Raw genomic sequence first — 16,593 nt, forward strand, 5'->3', positions numbered from 1 at the left:
GACTCACCATCAGTGCTCACCAATACCCCGGGATTCGGGGGACAAATAAACCGAGCAACACTTTGGCAAAAAACAGCCTTGTATCGAACTCAGTCGTTATCCCCGTTCATCCGGTTCTCCCCATCTTGTAAACAGTTGATGTGGGATGCGCAAGCTATCCAGCACTTTCCCCACCAAAAACAGAATCAACTCATCCATAGTCTGAGGTTTGTAATAAAAAGCAGGCATAGCCGGTATCATTCGTACACCAAGACGAGAAAGCTTCAGCATGTTCTCCAGATGGATTGCATGAAGAGGCGTCTCACGTGGTACGAGGATCAATGTTCTTCCCTCTTTCATCATAACATCGGCTGCGCGAGACATCAGATTATCCGACGATCCCTGCGCGATGGACGAAAGAGTTCCCATCGAACATGGCATGATAATCATGCCATCGGCCAGATAAGAACCACTTGCAATGGAGGCCCCTATATCACTCACAGGATGATAGATCAGAGAACCGGCACGGTTGCCGAATTTTTCTTCCAGCACCGCGTCCCGATTCGTCACATCCCAATCCAATTCTTCTTTCAGTACACGCCACCCTGCATTGGATATGACCAGATGAACGTTATATTCCAAATCAAGCAGCGTTTCAATTAATCGAATGCCATATATGCTGCCACTCGCTCCGGTGATTCCGACAACCAGTCGTTTATTGTCCGGCTGCTGTACCATTTATTTCACCGCCAGATCAATCAGAGTGAACGTAAATACGATTAAACTAAGCAAACTGTTCATGGTAAAAAACGCCGTTTGAACACGGCTCATATCATTAGGCGATACAATATAGTGTTGATAGAACAGAATTCCATACGTCACTAACATGCCTGCGCCATACCACCAGCTCAGATCTGTCATCAACAATAACGCAAGAAAACCAATTGCAGTAATCACATGGAAGAACTTGGCGATCTGCAAGGATTTAACCAGGCCAAAACGCGAAGGTATGGAGTGAAGACCCTCTCCCTGATCGAATTCCAGATCCTGACATGCATAGATAATATCAAAGCCCGCTGTCCAGAACACAATCGTAACGTACAGCACAATCGCTGTCCAATCCATCGTTCCTGTTACAGCTACCCAGCCACCAAGTGGTGCCAAACCAATCGTCATTCCGAGAACGACGTGGCATAACCATGTGAATCGTTTGGTGTACGAATACAATACCAACATAAACACAGCAATAGGCAACAGCTGCATGGATAATACATTAAGATTGGATGAGGCCCAGAATAACAATACAAATGAGATAATGACAAATATAACAACTTCCCCATTTTTCAACAGTCCTGCCGGGATGGCTCTCATCGCGGTACGCGGGTTTTTACCATCAATCGCTTGGTCAATAATTCGGTTCAAACCAAAAGCCGCACTACGTGCGCCGACCATCGCAAGCAATACCCACATGATCTGCATCCAGCTTGGGAAGGTATCATTCACTACCATGGAGCCGAGAATGGCCCCCATAAATGCAAAAGGTAAAGCAAAAAGCGTGTGTTCAATCTTGATCATTTCTAAAAAGATGCGAATTTTCCTAAACATGCTGATTCTCCTTGGTTCCAATATGCAGTGCCGCGATACCTCCGGTCAGAGGGTAGGCCTGCACTTGTTGTAATCCAGTTTCTGCAAAAATGTCTGCCAGTTCCTGCCTTCCTGGGAAAATGGCCAGTGAGTCCGGCAGCCATTTGTACTGCTCAAAACTTTTAGCAAACACTTTGGCAAGATTCGGTAAAACCTTCTCAAAATAAAAATAATAAATGCCTTTAAACGGCTGCCATGTTGGCTTGGACAATTCCAGGCACACAACCATACCGCCCGGTTTGACCACACGTTTCATTTCAGACAACACTTGTCTGAGATCAGGTACATTGCGCAGCCCGAATCCAATCGTCACATAATCAAATGAATTGTCTTCGAAAGGAAGTGACATGGCATTTCCCTGTGTCAGGGTAATCTGCTTCTGACGTTGCACTGCATTGATCTTTGTCTGGCCGACCTCCAGCATGTTGCTGCTAAAATCAAGTCCGTGCATGTGCCCCGTTTCACTTGCCTCTGCCATAGCAAGCGTCCAGTCACATGTGCCGCAGCACAAATCAAGACCGGTATCGCCTTTGGACATATTCATCTTTTTCATGGTGAATTTACGCCAAGCCTTATGCCTGCGGAAACTCAGAATATCATTCATGACATCATATTTTCCGGCTATACTCTGAAAAACCGAATGGACATATTCTTCTTTCGGTTTGGTCTCTCCGCTCCCCATTCGTCTGTCTCCCCCTCAATCTTCCCTTACTGCCGCATGTGAAGGCTGCAAATATGCCAAGTAAGGCTCTAGAATTGCATGTATCTCATGCAAGCCCATCCGCCCTTCCTCGTCTTGCAACAACAGTTGAATGCGGTGTGTACACTCGCGAAGCTTGTCCAGCAAAACCTCGCCAACCCTATGCTTCAGCACCATAGCGTTCCATGCACGTACATCCGGTTCAGAGTGACGCAACACATTGCGCTCATCGTCATTACCATGCTCGTATATGTGCCAATATGCATAGCTATGAAGATATTGTTTTGCGTCATTCATCCGCTTCAGTTCTTCCACGATCGTTTCGCAGGAGCTGAATTCGGTCAACAGGCTGTTCCATAATGACTCTTCGTTATGTTGAATCATGCCTGTAAATGAAAGAAACAGCTGCATCCTCAGCTGTACCGTTTCACGCAAGTATTCATCAGCCGAAACGAGAAGCTTCTTCATCCGTTCATACAGCGTCATCTTGCGTGCGTTCACTCCGGATACAGCACCACTGAGTTTGCCAATCATTTCAATTCTGCCCGCTTGGGCAAGCAATTGATAAAAACGGCTACTTAAATAATCCCCGGCGAGTACATTCAACTGACGTGAACGCATCTCCTGCTCTTTCCGCTCACCGGAAATGGTATCGATTCGATCATGCGTATCCATGGCCAACTGAACGAGCGAAGTTGCAAGAGCATATAACTCTTGATGCACCTTTTCGTCTGTGCGGCCCACAAATACCTGCAACAGACGTGCCCGGCTATCCGGAAATGATGGGATTTCCGTATGTTGTCGAATCATGTCGTAATCCGTATATTTCTTTGCTAGTTGGGGTACGCGATATGAATTCATTCTCAGCCTCCGAGCCTTAACATTGTTAAACCATTTCTGCACTACAATCTTATATATTATAGCATATGTTGAACGGGCACGCACTGAATCCTGCTATTCTATTACCCCTGACTTGTCATTTCGAATTGCTTCTTCCAGAGTTCGGTCTCCATCAAATGAAACCAGTCCTTTAATTCATCTGAAAAGGCCGCACTTTTCCAGTTCCGTAATGTTTCAATCGCATACAGAGGCCACTCTCCACGCCGAATATCAGCAGCAAGCAACAGATGTCGTTTATGCATCCATTCATCTTCTGCCATCACACGCAGCAGCACCTGATCCACGTTATCCAGACTCCGAAAGCCCAGATCCGCCACAGCTGCCATGTTCTCATAGATTTCAGTGTAACTTGTACCCGTTCCTTTAACTTTGAGGTCCAGTGTCAAAATGGACTGTTTCCATTCCACTCTTGCAATGGGAGTTGATAGCTGCATGGAGCTTAGCACATCAACCAGATTGTCATTCGTTAGCTGAACTGGATGATGTGATGCAGAGGCAGGCTGTACGTTGTCCCCGCCCCATGTACGCATATGTAAGGTTTGTATCGCAACAAGCAGAAAGACCGCCGCAACCGTTGCCAGTATTGAAGCAGTAACAATCATCCGCGGTTTCATATACGCCTCCCTGCCTTTACCTGTTAGTGTAGTCTGTCCGGTAAAGGCTCATACCTCATTGTACAATGAAAAAAAGCAGGCTATGCCTGCAATCTTCATTTGAATGTATTCAATCTGTCATTACTCCGATTCAATCTGTCCATGCTTGGTAATCAGCGTGGCTTTGCCCCGGATTTTAATAGCTGAAGTATGGGTGGTAAATTGGGCAAACATCACTTCACCCTTGTCCAATTTCTCGGTGTGGTGAAAACGTGTATCCTGACCTCGGGTTAATCCGATCACCTGGACACCATTTTCCTCTGCCTTAATTACAATATAATCATTGCCGGTTGGATGATCCATCACGCATGTCCCCTTCTTTAGTTCGATAGCGTTAATGATGATTAAGATTGTTTCATTTGTCAACCTGCGCCTTATACGAATGACCGTAAGAATCGGCTACCCTCGGGTCATACTACAGTTGTACAGCCACAGAAAGGAGAATCTGTATGAAGTACACCCCTGCCGCACTTACAGACGAGCATATTCATCAGTTAAAAGAAATCGAACAGCATCTGTCTGCAGCTGCTGGCGAAGAACTCATTCTGGTTGCTTATACCGGGCAACCGGAGGATCCTGAGCACTCGGATAACCGCAAGAATCATCGTTAAAGGGCAAAAGAAAAGGCCGTGAACAAGTCACGGTCTTTTTGTCGACATATGGAATATGTAGAAATCTTATTTAATTCCGTCTTTGAGCGCTTTACCTGGTTTGAATGCAGGAATTTTGCTCGCAGGAATTTCGATTTCTTCACCTGTTTGCGGGTTGCGTCCTTTACGTGCAGAGCGCTCGCGAACTTCGAAGTTCCCAAAACCAACCAATTGTACTTTATCTCCGCTTTGAAGAGCCTCAGAGATTGCTTCGAATACGGCATCAACCGCTTTCGTTACATCTTTCTTGGACAATTCAGTCGCTTCAGATACGTGTGTAATCAAGTCTGATTTGTTCATTTGTTTTTCACCTCCTGTATCAATGTCCTGAATGTTATACTGTGTTTCCGTTTTATAGCGAAATATACGTTCATACGCAAAAAATCTACGTACATCTTGAGCGCTGAACACAAATCTCCGCCTGCGGTCAACAGTCATTTTCGGCAGAATGTCGCCTGAAACCACAGGGATTTCAGACGCCGAACAAATTTCATACTAATACAGACAGCCCACAATTTCAAGTCCGGTTGCGGTTTAAGACGTAAAATGTAACCGCCAGGGCAAGTACGAGAACCCCACCTTTTACAATATCATGTGTGAAATACTGTACGTTCATCATCGTTAACCCGTTCACAAGAACACCAATCAGAACCGACCCAATGAAGGTTCCGATGACATTTGGTTTACCCGCACCAAACACAGAGAAACCGACAAATACTGCAGCTACGGATTCCATTAACAACGGAGATCCCGCATCAATTTGCCCAGATCCTACTTTGGAAGCATAGATGATACCCCCGATTGCTGCAAACACTCCAGCGGCTACATAAGCGAGTGTACGCACCTTTTTCACCTTGATTCCAGACAACCGTGCAGCTTCCTCATTACCACCTGTAATGTACATCTGGCGACCATATTTCGTATACGTTAAAAAGATATGCACACCTATTACCGCAATAAGTAGCATGATAACCGATATCGGCATACCAAGCCATTTACCCTGCCCTATGAGCAGGAATGTCGGGTCCATCTCTCCCGCAGCTTTGCTCCCGTCAGGGAACTGCATGTGATTGTAAATGGTATATCCTTGTGCATACGTTTTGTGAATACCTCCGATGATGTACATCGTGGCAAGGGTGGCGAGCAAATCCGGAATACGCAATTTTACAATCAGCAAAGCGTTCAGTAAACCAATAACAGCGCCAATGATTAGAGGCACAATAATTACAATTGCCAGTGGTTGTTGATACCAAATCATTAACGAAGCAGTAACGACGGTCGTCAATGAGACAGTCGCCCCTACCGAGAGATCGAATCCATCAACAATGAGAGATAACGTAACACCGATCGCTACAAACGTAACGATAGAGATCGAGCCCAAAATATCGGTCAAGTTACTGTACGTAAAGAAATAAGGCAATTTAATGCCGAAAAATGCAATAACACCTATGATGACTATAATCGCCCCGTAACGGAACGCAAAATCCAGTGATTTATCCTTCATGATTGCACCTCTTGTCCACCGCTTGCATAGTATAGCAGCTGTTCTTGGTTAGTCTCGCCTCGTTTGAACTCTTTTACGATAACACCTTCGCACATGACAGCGATTCGGTCACCAATTCCCATGCCTTCATCCAGTTCACAGGTGAAATAGATTACCCCCTTACCCGCCAAAGCCAGTTCATTAATGATGCGAAAAATGTCACTTTTTGCCCCAATATCTACGCCTTTGGTTGGCTCATCAAATATAAATACATCCGCATCCGCATTAAGCCATTTACCAATCGCTACCTTCTGCTGATTACCACCGCTTAGATATTTCACTTCCTGTTTCACGGACGATGTTTTAATTCCAAGCTGTTTCACCAATGACTCTGCATTCAGACGTTCCCGCTTGCGGCTTACGAAACCTAATGTACTAAGACGACTAAGCAAAGGCAGGCTTAAATTCCGTTCCACGTTCTCCTGAATCAAGATTCCTTGTTTACGTCGCTCCTCCGGTACAGAAACAATCCCCAGAGCCGCCGCATCCGCAGGCTGAGACAGGCGGAGATTACGGTTGTTAAGCCGGATCTCGCCTCCCTCCAGCCGATCTGCACCAATCAGCAAACGAGAGCTTTCCGTTTTACCCGCGCCTACCAGACCCACCACAGCGAGGACTTCACCTCGGCTTACAGAGAGGTTAACACCTTTAACCTTCACTCCACGACGAAGCCCACGCGCCTCCAACAGCAGTTCCCCCACGGGCACTTCCGTCTTCGGAAACTCTTCTTCGAATGGTTTGCCCAGCATCTGTGTAACCAAATCGTTTATCGTCAGTCCCTTTGCTTCACCGGTAAATACGTGTTGCCCATCTCTCATAACCGTAACGCGATCACAGTGACCCGTCACTTCAGCAAGACGATGGGTAATGAAAATGCAGGCTACGCCCCGATCCTTCAGGAAATGAACAATTCGGAAAAATGCATCCGTTTCTTCCTGGCTCAGCGGTGCAGTCGGTTCATCAAAAATGATGACTTTGGCATCCTGGATCAAAATCCGTGCCAGCAGTATCATCTGTTTCTCTGCAAGTGTCAGATCGGCCACTTTTTGGTGAACGGATATGTCCGTCCCTAATTGCTTCAACGCCTCAACCGCGCGCTGTTGCAGCTTCCGTGGACTTTTCCACCAACCTCCAGCAGATGAGGCCAACTGATCCAGCATAATGTTCTCCGCAGCCGTCAGCTGTGGTACCAGTGCCGCATCCACTTCCTGATAGACACAGTGAATCCCACTTGCCTTAGCGTCTCCCGGAGAACTTAAATGAAGCGCTTGTCCACTCAATTGAATCGTCCCCTGATCCAATGGATAGGCACCCGACAAAATCTTCATTAACGTGCTCTTCCCGGCACCATTGGCACCCAGCAGCGCATGAATCTCCCCGCCTTTTACAGAGAAATCCACATCCTTCAGTGCAGGTATACCTGAAAACTGCTTGTGGATGTGTTCCATTTGAAGCAGAATCGGTGCAGTGCTCATGATGTTAACCTCCAATCGTTCCCTTCCGGGAGCATCCCTTTTTTCATCCAGACCATACATATCTTTATTTGTTTGAAAAAAGCGCGCCTTGCGGCGCGCTTCCCATACGCTGCTTATTTAGCAGTAATTCCGTATTCGCTCATCCAGTCCTTGATTCCTTGTGTGCTGCCACCCCATCCTTCAACGAACTCTGACAGCTCCGAAGTGGAGATTTGTTTATCTGGCAGAGCTTCACGTTGAACATAGACCGGGTTAAGCACAACTGCATCTTCCGTCTCGTCCCCGTTCAGTTTTTGATAAGCATAACGTACCTGGACGCGACCAATATCCGTTGGATCAACAGCCGCAGAAGCAACCCAAGGATTTTTCGGGTCCTGAATCATTTGCAGATCCTCGTCACTCATATCAATACCATACACTTTGATCTCGTCACGTCCAGCTTGTTGAACCGCACGCGCTGCACCTTTGGCGAACTCATCCCATGCAGTCCATACAGCTTTAATCTCACCTTTTGGATATTGCTTGAGAATAGCTTCCATTTTGGCTTGAGTATCCAGCGCCGGGTTCTGTGCAGAACCGAATGTAGCTATTTCCTTGATGTCCGGATTTGCTTTCATGAATTCACCGTATGCTATCTGACGGCGTTCCATCGGTGCAAAACCAGCTACCCATACTTTGACAATATTGCCTTGTCCATTGATATCTTTTTTCATTTGCTCCAGCGTCAGCTCAGCCATCTTCTGGTCATCCTGCGACAGGACTGTAGCTCCTGGAACACTGATAGCTGCGTCAAACACGACCACTGGTATTTTCTGTTCTACTGCCTTCTTCACGCCTGGCTCTAATAGGGAATCCCCATGATCCGTGAGAATGGCATCGAATTTTTGGTTAACAGCGCTATCAAGCAAGGATACCATCTTTGCTTTGTCATTATCGGCAACAAACGTTGTCAGTTCTCCACCGAATTTTTCGATTTCTTCTTTTACACCCTGCACATATTGCTGCGAGAAAGTACCTGTATTGAATTCCATAATAAGTGCGATCCGTTTTCCGCTTAGTGGGCCTGTGACTGCTTCTGTTTTTGGTGTATCATCTGATGCACCCGAAGCCGGAGTGGCTGCCGGTTCTTTTTTGATTCCGCAAGCGGACAGCGCCAATGTAAATACTAATAACACACTCAACCATAGCCATTTTGTCTCTTTTCTTTTCATCTCTGTATCCCCCTGTCCACTCTCTGTGATCTCAATCACAATAGTTGAATATTAATATAACGGCTAATCCCTAGTATGTAAATGGGTTTTAGCAATTTAAAGCTAAAACTCGCTAAGTTTTTTCAAAAGCACTATTCTTCCTATCCATTTCATCCAAAATAAAGAAATCACATAAAAAAGACCGCGAGGGGATGCCCCCTTACGGTCTTTTGATGTTTTACAGAATGATAGCGATCAAGCCGCCCGAACCTTCGTTAATGATTCTTCCCAGCGTCTCTTGCAATTTGTATCTTGCATTATCCGGCATCATGGCAATCTTGCCCTGGATACCTTCTCGCACAATGGAGTGCAGCGAACGACCAAACATGTCTGAATCCCATACCTTGATCGGGTCGTTCTCGAAATCCTGCATCAGGTATCTCACCAGTTCCTCACTTTGTTTCTCCGTACCGATGATTGGAGCGAACTCCGATTCCACATCAACCCGGATCATGTGAATGGACGGTGCCGTTGCTTTCAGACGTACGCCAAATTTGGTGCCCTGACGTATGAGCTCAGGTTCATCCAGAGCCATCTCTGCAAGAGATGGAGCAGCAATGCCGTATCCGGTCGTTTTGACCATCTCCAGCGCTTCTGCGAAGCGGTCGTATTCTCTCTTCGCATGCGAGAATTCCTGCATTAATTGCAGCAGATGATCCTTGCCGCGAATCTCGATGCCAACCACTTCCACGAGAATCTGATCATACAGTTCATCCGGCGCGTACAGGTCAATTTCGGCTACACCCTGCCCCATATTCATGCCACTCAGGCCTGCGCGATCAATGAATTCATATTCCATGAACTGAGCGACAACCCGATCCACATCACGAAGTCTTCGAATATCCTTAACGGTATCCCGTACGGAGTTTTCGTAGTTGCTACGCAGCCAGTGAGTCTCATTGAGTACCATAACCCAGCTCGGCAAGTTTACATTCACTTCATGCACAGGGAACTCATAGAGCACTTCACGAAGTACACCCGTCACATCATCTTCCGTCATGGTCGCTGCACTGAGTGTCATCACCGGAATGTCGTACTTGGCAGCAAGCTCACTACGCAATTGCAGGGCTTCTTCACTGCGAGGACGAGTGGAGTTGATGACCAGGACAAACGGTTTACCCACTTCTTTTAATTCCGCAATGACCCGTTCTTCAGATTCCACATAGGAACTGCGGGCAATTTCGGCGATTGTGCCGTCTGTTGTTACCACAACACCCAGTGTAGAATGCTCCTGAATAACTTTGCGAGTACCAATCTCGGCAGCTTCCTGGAACGGAATTGGTTCCTCGAACCAAGGCGTGGAGATCATGCGTGGACCATTCTCATCCTCGTATCCCTTGGCTCCTTCCACTGCGTAACCCACACAATCCACCAAACGTACATTGACATCGAGTCCTTCGGCCACCTTGATCTGGACTGCGTTATTCGGTACAAATTTTGGCTCGGTTGTCATGATGGTTTTGCCTGCCGCACTTTGTGGAAGTTCATCCACTGCACGGGCACGATCAGCCTCGCTTGTGATGTTAGGCAATACGATCGTTTCCATGAATCGTTTAATAAATGTTGATTTTCCCGTCCGGACTGCGCCGACAACCCCGAGATAAATATCCCCTCCGGTCCGCTCAGCTATGTCCTTAAAAATGTCCACTTTCTCCAATGAAATCCCCTCCCTAAATTACTCCGAAGGAAAAATGCTAAAGAGCATCCGCTTCGTTTTTTCAATCAGAAGACTGAAATCCCTGCAACGGTAGAGCCGCCTTTGTGAGTGCCCGGAAGTCGTCCGCCGCCGAACGTTGCATTCTGATGAAACCGGCGAGAGCGGCGTTAACTCGTACATGCAATTGGACTAGTATCATCTTATGTATCCGTATGCGGCAATATGACGCGTATTTTTGTTTTTTTATCTTATGGTGATGACATTAGGAGAATCCCCCGATCTCGGACTGCGCGTCTTTATTTCAATCTACTTTATGAGATCCATGAAGCTTTTATGACGGTTATTGCTCATACGGACAAAAGAAAAAGAGATATCCCTTATTTGGAATATCTCTTTTTGAACCATTGGAGTCATGGTGGTTTTACAGCTAAATCATTTGAATTGCAACCATGCTTATTTTATTGGCTGGGCAACCGGCGCATTATTTTTCCAAGCGTAGAAAACGGATTTTACAGGTACGAAGTAGGAGTGTTCCACCAGCAAATCCCGAACATCTTCAGTCTCTGCTGGAGACACGTCAGACTTTTCCACTGCCTGCATAATATCAAAAGCATAATCTACATAGACCTTGCCTTTGTCATCCATCATAAAAGGTAACGCCTGACCTGAATATACACTATTCAGCGTAATGGAAGGTGTGCCCGCCTGTGCAGCCTGCTCCATATCCACAGCATATAACCCCGGATACAGTTCTTCCCCGCTTGGTAGCTTATTGTTATGTACGGACTTATATTGATTAACCATTCGTTGCACATCGTTTACTTTCTGTACGGTCAGAAGATCCATCACTTTAACGGTCGGATTCACTTCTTCGTCCTGAATAAGGAAGTAAGCGCTCCCACCACTTTCAAAAGCAGTCCCAGGTATTTCATCCAGATACCCCAATTGTTTCAACTTGGGCAGATCTACTCTGAACTTTTCATATTTTGGCGTTTCCATATCTGCATTGATGATTGGCAAAATTCCTTCATCTTGCTGGAATGCCTCGACCGCACTCTGAATACGGCTCACGCTTTCCCGATAGGCTATCTTAGGGTCCGAATTACTCTGGGATGGATACATACAACCACTTGCTGTAAAAGCAAACAACAGGAATAACAGCAGACCGCCCGTCTGATGTTTCAGACGCTGCCGTCTGCTTCCTTCCACACATTTTGCCTTGTTCCTAATCATTCGTGTCCTCCTTGAATAACTCATTAGAGAATCAATGTCATAACGCTCAGAACCAGTCGTCTTCCTGTTGTTGACGTTCCAGTTGTTTCCGAATGGCTGCCTTCAGCGGATCCTCTGGAACATGAACCGATAGAGATCCACACACCTTGGCCTGACAGGACAGTCGTGTACCTGCTTCCAACAGTGAACCCAGCTTGCGCTTTTCTGCATCTGTCGGTGGATACAGTTCCGCCCGATGTTCTTCATCCACATTCACTTTGCACATCAGGCAAGCCGCTTTACCATCACATCGGGTCGTAATTTTGACTCCAGCACGTCGTGCTGCATGCAGAAGTGTTGCCCCTGGTTTGAGCGCTATCGATTTGTTCATAGGTAAAAAAGTAACTTTATAGTCCATTATGTTCCTCCCTACTGTGACCATGCAAAGCCAACAAGTTCTTCCACTTCGGCTCTGAAGCGGCTTGTCCATACATTTTGTTGACTTAAAAGCATCATTATAGGTTGATGGGCATATGGTTGCTGTCGCATCTGTGTCGCAATGGGGACATAACGATCTTCACGACCTCGTAGCAGATTAAACAACAGCTCATGCGCAAGCGGCATCAGGCGCAGGGTATATGAACCCACTTGTGCTACTGGTGCATGCGGAGCAAGTACATGTTCAATCTCGATGCGGTACCAACTTTTGCGAGCCCATATTTCGAAACCACCAACCAGTTCCAGCGCACATTCACCCACCTGATAGTGGCTCAGCAGAGAAGCATACGGTCCCGTCTTGTCCACTGTAGGCTCGTCAAGCATTTCCCCTGGAGCGCTACGGTGGAGTTCTTTAGCAGCAGCGACATCCGCATAGATATCAATATCTCTCGGAGCCTGTTGCAACTCCACCCCTTGAAGCAGCAACCCACAACTTCCTCCAAGTAACCATGTCTGTGGCTGTGTGTTCCAGGCTTTGGCCGTTTCCAGCAAAGCCGCGTGTAATTCCGGATAACGCTCTGTCCGACCCTCCGTATCATGCGGCCCCATAGGCTCACACTCCCCTCATCCGTGTTCATTGTGTCAGTTCTTATGATGCGCTTATGCGGATGTTATCTTTCAGGCATGGGAAATCAGGTCAGAGAAGCGATTCCACCGAAAAAGCCAATCAGCATAATCAAAAATGCAATCAGAGAAAGAATCCCCCGTACAATACCTTTTGTTTTGGCACGAGCAAACGTAATCAGGAATACAGATAGTCCCATAATGAGGATGGCCACCAATGACAGCCACATCTTGTCCATTGCGCTCATAATCCAGCAGTCTCCCCTTCAGTCCGATATTCATCACTGACACTGTGACAATTGCAACCATTATAACACGAAATTCAGCTCAACTTTCCAAAAAAAAGACAAAAAAGCAAGCCGGCAGAAGCCGACTCGTCTTTTTGTCTTACTGGATCACCTGTACATGCAGGTGTGATCTATTATTTTTTCATCATCATTTTCATTAACGATTCCATACTGCTCGGATTCAATCCGCTTTTCTTGACCGCACTCACAATATCCTTAACCGTATCCTCAGATACCGGAACTTTCGCCATGGCGGATACTTGTTTGATCAACTGGCGCAACTGAGCTTCATTCTGAATCGTCGTTGGTTTCACCGTGCTTGCCAATTTCTTAACGGCACCTTCAGTTATCGTTTTACCCGTTTTCTTGTTGATTGCATTCAGTGCATCTTTCGAAATGTTGTTACCCATTCGTCTCCCCTCCTCCGGCAATACTCATGTGTATAGTATGAGTCTGCTACAGAAAAGGTGAATAAGCTTCTTATTTCACAAGGTACGTTTAGGCTGATTATAATCAGGAATGCCATTGCTCCCAGGTTTCAAGCTTCATGACTTCCATTTCAGTCTTCGGGTCACGTCCCATCAAGGCTTCAACCGCATCACGCGGCTGTCTCTCCTGGAATAAAACGTGATATAACTGGTCCGCAATTGGCATTTGCACACCGTATTTTTGGGAGATGAAATAGGCAGCTTGTGTAGTTCGAATGCCTTCTACAACCATGCCCATGGACTTCAGAACATCATCCAGCTTCTGTCCCTGGCCCAACATGGAACCTGCTCTCCAGTTCCGACTGTGCTGACTTGTAGCCGTTACAACCAGATCCCCGATTCCAGCAAGTCCCGAAAACGTTAGCGGATTTGCTCCCATCTCAACACCAATACGTGTGATCTCTGCTAAACCGCGTGTTAGCAAAGCGGCTTTGGCATTATCACCAAATTGAAGACCATCCGACATACCTGCACCAAGAGCAATGATATTTTTGAATGCACCCGCCAGCTCAACACCAATCATGTCCCGATTCGTGTAAACCCGGAAATAGGCATTCATAAACAAAGCTTGGGCGGACTCGGCAGATGACTTATCCAGTGAAGCTACAACCACTGTCGTTGGACAACGCTTCACCACTTCTTCCGCATGGCTTGGGCCAGAAAGAACAACAACACGTCCTTCTTCACATTCAAGCTCTTCTGAAATGACTGTGGACATCCGTTTGAGGCTTTCTGTCTCGAAACCTTTGGTTGCATGAATGACTAACATCTCAGGCTTGTAATAAGCCTTAAGCTGGTTCGTAACTGCACGCATGGCTGATGAAGGCGCAACAATTAACACAGCTATAGCGCCTTCCACCGCAGCTTCCATATCAGTTGTTGCTTGAATCCGTGGTGAAAGCTCCGCATCCGGAAGATAGCGTGTATTGGTGTGCTTGTTATTGATTTCGTTAGCCTGGTCTTCACCACGTGTCCACATCATCACATCCAACTGATTGGCAGCGAGTACACTGGCCAGAGCCGTTCCCCAGCTTCCAGCGACCAGAACAGCAACTTTTTTAGACAACTCGTTTACCCCCTCCAGGGTTTTTCGATCCCAATTTATTTTCCTGTCCTTTGGCGAGCTTCGCAATATTGGTACGATGTCTCCAGAACGCAAACAGACAAATAATCAGACTCCCCCAGAAGATATTCATTGAATATCCGGGTAATACCAGAATAAAGATGGGTGTAAATGCTACAAAAATCAGAGACCCCAATGAAACATAGCGTGTCAATATAATAGACAGAATGGCGATCACCCCAGCACATAACGCAGGTAGGAAAGCAAGACTCACCAGAACACCAATGGCTGTGGCAATGCCTTTTCCTCCACGAAAATGGAAGTAAAGCGGCCAGTTATGTCCTGCAATGGCTGCTATACCACTGAGTGCAGGAATCCAGGCAGAACCGTCGCTCAGCCAGATTCCTATCCATACAGCTGCAACACCCTTAAGTACATCAAGTAACAGAACAGCAATTGCCGGTCCTTTACCCAAAATACGCAATGTATTGGTAGCTCCCGCATTTCCGCTTCCGTGCTGACGAATATCGATCCCCCGTATCGCTTTGGCAAGGAGGACACTAAAGCTGATCGAACCGAGCAAATAGCTCAGTACAATCGCTGCGATTTGTAAAATCACACACTTCTCCCCTAACTTTCGTCGGACTTCTTCCGAGTAAATATGCGAATTGGTGTTCCTTCGAAATCAAACGCTGCACGGATTTTATTCTCCAGATAGCGCTCATATGAGAAGTGCATCAACTCAGGGTCGTTCACGAAAATAACCATGGTCGGCGGTTTAACTGCAACCTGAGTCACATAGTTAATTCTCATTCTCCGTCCTTTATCCGTTGGCGGAGGATTAATCGCAACCGCATCAGACACCACATCGTTAAGCAGATGTGTCTGCACACGTAACGAGTGTTGCTCTGCTACACGTTGCACAACCGGCAACAGTTTTTGTAAGCGTTGTTTTGTGAGGGCTGACAAGAATACGACCGGAGCATAAGTCATAAACAGGAAGTGATCCCGAATTTTTCTCTCAAACTCTTTCATCGTTTTGTCATGCTTCTCTACTACGTCCCATTTGTTCACAACAAACAATGACGCTTTACCAGCTTCGAATGCATATCCTGCAATATGCTTGTCCTGTTCAATAATGCCTTCTTCACCATTAATGACAATCAGAACAACATCTGCACGCTCAATCGCACGCATAGCCCGCATTACACTGTATTTCTCAGTTGTTTCATATACTTTACCACGCTTACGCATACCTGCTGTATCAATCAGCACGTAACGTTGGCCGTCTTTTTCAAAAGGTGTATCAATTGCATCCCGAGTCGTTCCAGCCACGTCACTTACAATGACACGCTCTTCACCCAGAATAGCGTTAACCAGTGAAGATTTACCCACATTAGGACGTCCGATCAGAGCTACACGAATGACATCTTCATCGTAAGTCTCTTCCTCAAGTTCTGGCAGCTTCTCCACAATTGCATCAAGCAAATCACCTACACCTGTACCGTGACTTCCGGATACGCCGATGGGATCACCGAAACCAAATCCATAAAACTCATAAATGAGCTCACTTCGTCCGATATTATCCACTTTGTTAACGGCTACAACAATAGGCTTGCCTGAGCGGTAGAGCATCTCTGCTACCTCTTCATCCGATTGCGTAATACCTGCTTTTGCATCACACATGAATACAATAACATCCGCTTCTTCAATAGCGAGCTCTGCTTGCATCCGAATCGATTTTAAAATTACATCTTCACCATCAATTTCGATACCACCTGTATCAATGATACTAAATGGTTTACCGTTCCATTCACCGATTCCATATATGCGGTCACGGGTAATGCCCGGCTTGTCTTCCACAATGGCCAGTCTGTCGCCGATGATCCGATTGAAAATGGTGGATTTACCCACGTTCGGTCGTCCGACAATTGCCACAACGGGTCTTGCCATACATTCCACTCCTCCTGTCCATACTTACGATACTCATCATAGCAAAAAAGAAATGTCTTGGCTAACGTTTCATGCCA

Annotated in this window: 20 protein-coding genes; 1 reads left to right on the forward strand and 19 read right to left on the reverse strand. The window is 46.4% G+C overall.

Going from position 1 to position 16,593, the window contains the following annotated elements; genetic code table 11:
• Positions 1-96: 96 nt before the first annotated feature.
• From ACETMN_RS20680 to mtrB, 6 genes are all read right to left on the reverse strand, one after another.
• The gene (locus ACETMN_RS20680; protein ID WP_017687702.1) at positions 97-717 is read right to left on the reverse strand and encodes a UbiX family flavin prenyltransferase; all 621 of its coding nucleotides are present in this window, start codon (positions 715-717) and stop codon (positions 97-99) included.
• Positions 718-1,584: a UbiA-like polyprenyltransferase gene (locus tag ACETMN_RS20685; protein WP_091018039.1), complete on the reverse strand. Its 867-nt coding sequence runs from the start codon at positions 1,582-1,584 to the stop codon at positions 718-720.
• Positions 1,577-2,305, reverse strand: a complete 729-nt coding sequence (locus tag ACETMN_RS20690) for a demethylmenaquinone methyltransferase (protein WP_036607690.1) — start codon at positions 2,303-2,305, stop codon at positions 1,577-1,579. The genes ACETMN_RS20685 and ACETMN_RS20690 overlap by 8 nt, the downstream gene beginning before the upstream one ends.
• Before the next feature lie 15 nt (positions 2,306-2,320).
• Positions 2,321-3,184, reverse strand: coding sequence for a heptaprenyl diphosphate synthase component 1 (locus ACETMN_RS20695; protein ID WP_091018040.1), 864 nt, complete (start codon positions 3,182-3,184; stop codon positions 2,321-2,323).
• A gap of 101 nt (positions 3,185-3,285) precedes the next feature.
• Positions 3,286-3,837, reverse strand: coding sequence for a hypothetical protein (locus ACETMN_RS20700; RefSeq protein ID WP_091018042.1), 552 nt, complete (start codon positions 3,835-3,837; stop codon positions 3,286-3,288).
• A 120-nt stretch (positions 3,838-3,957) separates the two neighbouring features.
• Entirely contained in the window at positions 3,958-4,179 is a 222-nt protein-coding gene (mtrB, locus tag ACETMN_RS20705) for a trp RNA-binding attenuation protein MtrB (RefSeq protein ID WP_017687697.1), read from the reverse strand.
• Between the two features lie 146 nt (positions 4,180-4,325).
• Between mtrB and ACETMN_RS20710 the strand changes: the two genes are divergently transcribed.
• The gene (locus ACETMN_RS20710) at positions 4,326-4,487 is read left to right on the forward strand and encodes a hypothetical protein (protein ID WP_179198574.1); all 162 of its coding nucleotides are present in this window, start codon (positions 4,326-4,328) and stop codon (positions 4,485-4,487) included.
• A gap of 66 nt (positions 4,488-4,553) precedes the next feature.
• Here ACETMN_RS20710 and ACETMN_RS20715 read toward each other — a convergent pair whose 3' ends face one another.
• The 13 genes from ACETMN_RS20715 to der form a co-directional block, all read right to left on the reverse strand.
• Positions 4,554-4,826: an HU family DNA-binding protein gene (locus tag ACETMN_RS20715; RefSeq protein WP_024630670.1), complete on the reverse strand. Its 273-nt coding sequence runs from the start codon at positions 4,824-4,826 to the stop codon at positions 4,554-4,556.
• A 217-nt stretch (positions 4,827-5,043) separates the two neighbouring features.
• Entirely contained in the window at positions 5,044-6,030 is a 987-nt protein-coding gene (locus ACETMN_RS20720) for an ABC transporter permease (protein WP_017687695.1), read from the reverse strand.
• Positions 6,027-7,544, reverse strand: a complete 1,518-nt coding sequence (locus ACETMN_RS20725; RefSeq protein WP_411735054.1) for a sugar ABC transporter ATP-binding protein — start codon at positions 7,542-7,544, stop codon at positions 6,027-6,029. The genes ACETMN_RS20720 and ACETMN_RS20725 overlap by 4 nt, the downstream gene beginning before the upstream one ends.
• Before the next feature lie 113 nt (positions 7,545-7,657).
• On the reverse strand, positions 7,658-8,755 hold the full coding sequence (locus ACETMN_RS20730) for a sugar ABC transporter substrate-binding protein (RefSeq protein ID WP_411735055.1): 1,098 nt from the start codon (positions 8,753-8,755) through the stop codon (positions 7,658-7,660).
• Positions 8,756-8,972: 217 nt separating this feature from the next.
• The gene (gene spoIVA / locus ACETMN_RS20735; RefSeq protein ID WP_091018048.1) at positions 8,973-10,451 is read right to left on the reverse strand and encodes a stage IV sporulation protein A; all 1,479 of its coding nucleotides are present in this window, start codon (positions 10,449-10,451) and stop codon (positions 8,973-8,975) included.
• Positions 10,452-10,904: 453 nt separating this feature from the next.
• Positions 10,905-11,684: a hypothetical protein gene (locus tag ACETMN_RS20740; RefSeq protein WP_091018049.1), complete on the reverse strand. Its 780-nt coding sequence runs from the start codon at positions 11,682-11,684 to the stop codon at positions 10,905-10,907.
• 46 nt (positions 11,685-11,730) lie between these two features.
• Complete coding sequence (locus ACETMN_RS20745; RefSeq protein ID WP_074095650.1) at positions 11,731-12,081, reverse strand: 2Fe-2S iron-sulfur cluster-binding protein; 351 nt, start codon at positions 12,079-12,081, stop codon at positions 11,731-11,733.
• Positions 12,082-12,092: 11 nt separating this feature from the next.
• On the reverse strand, positions 12,093-12,710 hold the full coding sequence (locus ACETMN_RS20750; RefSeq protein WP_091018051.1) for a hypothetical protein: 618 nt from the start codon (positions 12,708-12,710) through the stop codon (positions 12,093-12,095).
• Positions 12,711-12,793: 83 nt separating this feature from the next.
• Entirely contained in the window at positions 12,794-12,973 is a 180-nt protein-coding gene (locus ACETMN_RS20755) for a DUF2768 family protein (RefSeq protein WP_017687688.1), read from the reverse strand.
• Between the two features lie 173 nt (positions 12,974-13,146).
• Complete coding sequence (locus ACETMN_RS20760) at positions 13,147-13,422, reverse strand: stage VI sporulation protein F (RefSeq protein WP_017687687.1); 276 nt, start codon at positions 13,420-13,422, stop codon at positions 13,147-13,149.
• 103 nt (positions 13,423-13,525) lie between these two features.
• Positions 13,526-14,566: an NAD(P)H-dependent glycerol-3-phosphate dehydrogenase gene (locus ACETMN_RS20765; protein ID WP_091018053.1), complete on the reverse strand. Its 1,041-nt coding sequence runs from the start codon at positions 14,564-14,566 to the stop codon at positions 13,526-13,528.
• A complete protein-coding gene (gene plsY / locus ACETMN_RS20770; protein WP_091018054.1) occupies positions 14,559-15,182 on the reverse strand; it encodes a glycerol-3-phosphate 1-O-acyltransferase PlsY in 624 nt (207 codons plus the stop codon). The genes ACETMN_RS20765 and plsY overlap by 8 nt, the downstream gene beginning before the upstream one ends.
• An 11-nt stretch (positions 15,183-15,193) precedes the next feature.
• Positions 15,194-16,516: a ribosome biogenesis GTPase Der gene (gene der / locus ACETMN_RS20775; protein ID WP_076209907.1), complete on the reverse strand. Its 1,323-nt coding sequence runs from the start codon at positions 16,514-16,516 to the stop codon at positions 15,194-15,196.
• Between the last annotated feature and the right edge of the window lie 77 nt (positions 16,517-16,593).

The sequence above is a fragment of the Paenibacillus sp. M2 genome (assembly GCF_046713495.1).
Classification (GTDB): domain Bacteria; phylum Bacillota; class Bacilli; order Paenibacillales; family Paenibacillaceae; genus Paenibacillus; species Paenibacillus amylolyticus_B.

Excerpts from the sequence above, each read along its gene's own strand:
- ACETMN_RS20680 (WP_017687702.1), bottom strand. The coding sequence starts at position 717 with ATGGTACAGCAGCCGGACAATAAACGACTGGTTGTCGGAATCACCGGA.
- ACETMN_RS20685 (WP_091018039.1), bottom strand. The coding sequence starts at position 1,584 with ATGTTTAGGAAAATTCGCATCTTTTTAGAAATGATCAAGATTGAACAC.
- ACETMN_RS20690 (WP_036607690.1), bottom strand. The coding sequence starts at position 2,305 with ATGGGGAGCGGAGAGACCAAACCGAAAGAAGAATATGTCCATTCGGTT.
- ACETMN_RS20695 (WP_091018040.1), bottom strand. The coding sequence starts at position 3,184 with ATGAATTCATATCGCGTACCCCAACTAGCAAAGAAATATACGGATTAC.
- ACETMN_RS20700 (WP_091018042.1), bottom strand. The coding sequence starts at position 3,837 with ATGAAACCGCGGATGATTGTTACTGCTTCAATACTGGCAACGGTTGCG.
- mtrB (WP_017687697.1), bottom strand. The coding sequence starts at position 4,179 with ATGGATCATCCAACCGGCAATGATTATATTGTAATTAAGGCAGAGGAA.
- ACETMN_RS20710 (WP_179198574.1), top strand. The coding sequence starts at position 4,326 with ATGAAGTACACCCCTGCCGCACTTACAGACGAGCATATTCATCAGTTA.
- ACETMN_RS20715 (WP_024630670.1), bottom strand. The coding sequence starts at position 4,826 with ATGAACAAATCAGACTTGATTACACACGTATCTGAAGCGACTGAATTG.
- ACETMN_RS20720 (WP_017687695.1), bottom strand. The coding sequence starts at position 6,030 with ATGAAGGATAAATCACTGGATTTTGCGTTCCGTTACGGGGCGATTATA.
- ACETMN_RS20725 (WP_411735054.1), bottom strand. The coding sequence starts at position 7,544 with ATGAGCACTGCACCGATTCTGCTTCAAATGGAACACATCCACAAGCAG.
- ACETMN_RS20730 (WP_411735055.1), bottom strand. The coding sequence starts at position 8,755 with ATGAAAAGAAAAGAGACAAAATGGCTATGGTTGAGTGTGTTATTAGTA.
- ACETMN_RS20740 (WP_091018049.1), bottom strand. The coding sequence starts at position 11,684 with ATGATTAGGAACAAGGCAAAATGTGTGGAAGGAAGCAGACGGCAGCGT.
- ACETMN_RS20745 (WP_074095650.1), bottom strand. The coding sequence starts at position 12,081 with ATGGACTATAAAGTTACTTTTTTACCTATGAACAAATCGATAGCGCTC.
- ACETMN_RS20750 (WP_091018051.1), bottom strand. The coding sequence starts at position 12,710 with ATGGGGCCGCATGATACGGAGGGTCGGACAGAGCGTTATCCGGAATTA.
- ACETMN_RS20755 (WP_017687688.1), bottom strand. The coding sequence starts at position 12,973 with ATGAGCGCAATGGACAAGATGTGGCTGTCATTGGTGGCCATCCTCATT.
- ACETMN_RS20760 (WP_017687687.1), bottom strand. The coding sequence starts at position 13,422 with ATGGGTAACAACATTTCGAAAGATGCACTGAATGCAATCAACAAGAAA.
- der (WP_076209907.1), bottom strand. The coding sequence starts at position 16,516 with ATGGCAAGACCCGTTGTGGCAATTGTCGGACGACCGAACGTGGGTAAA.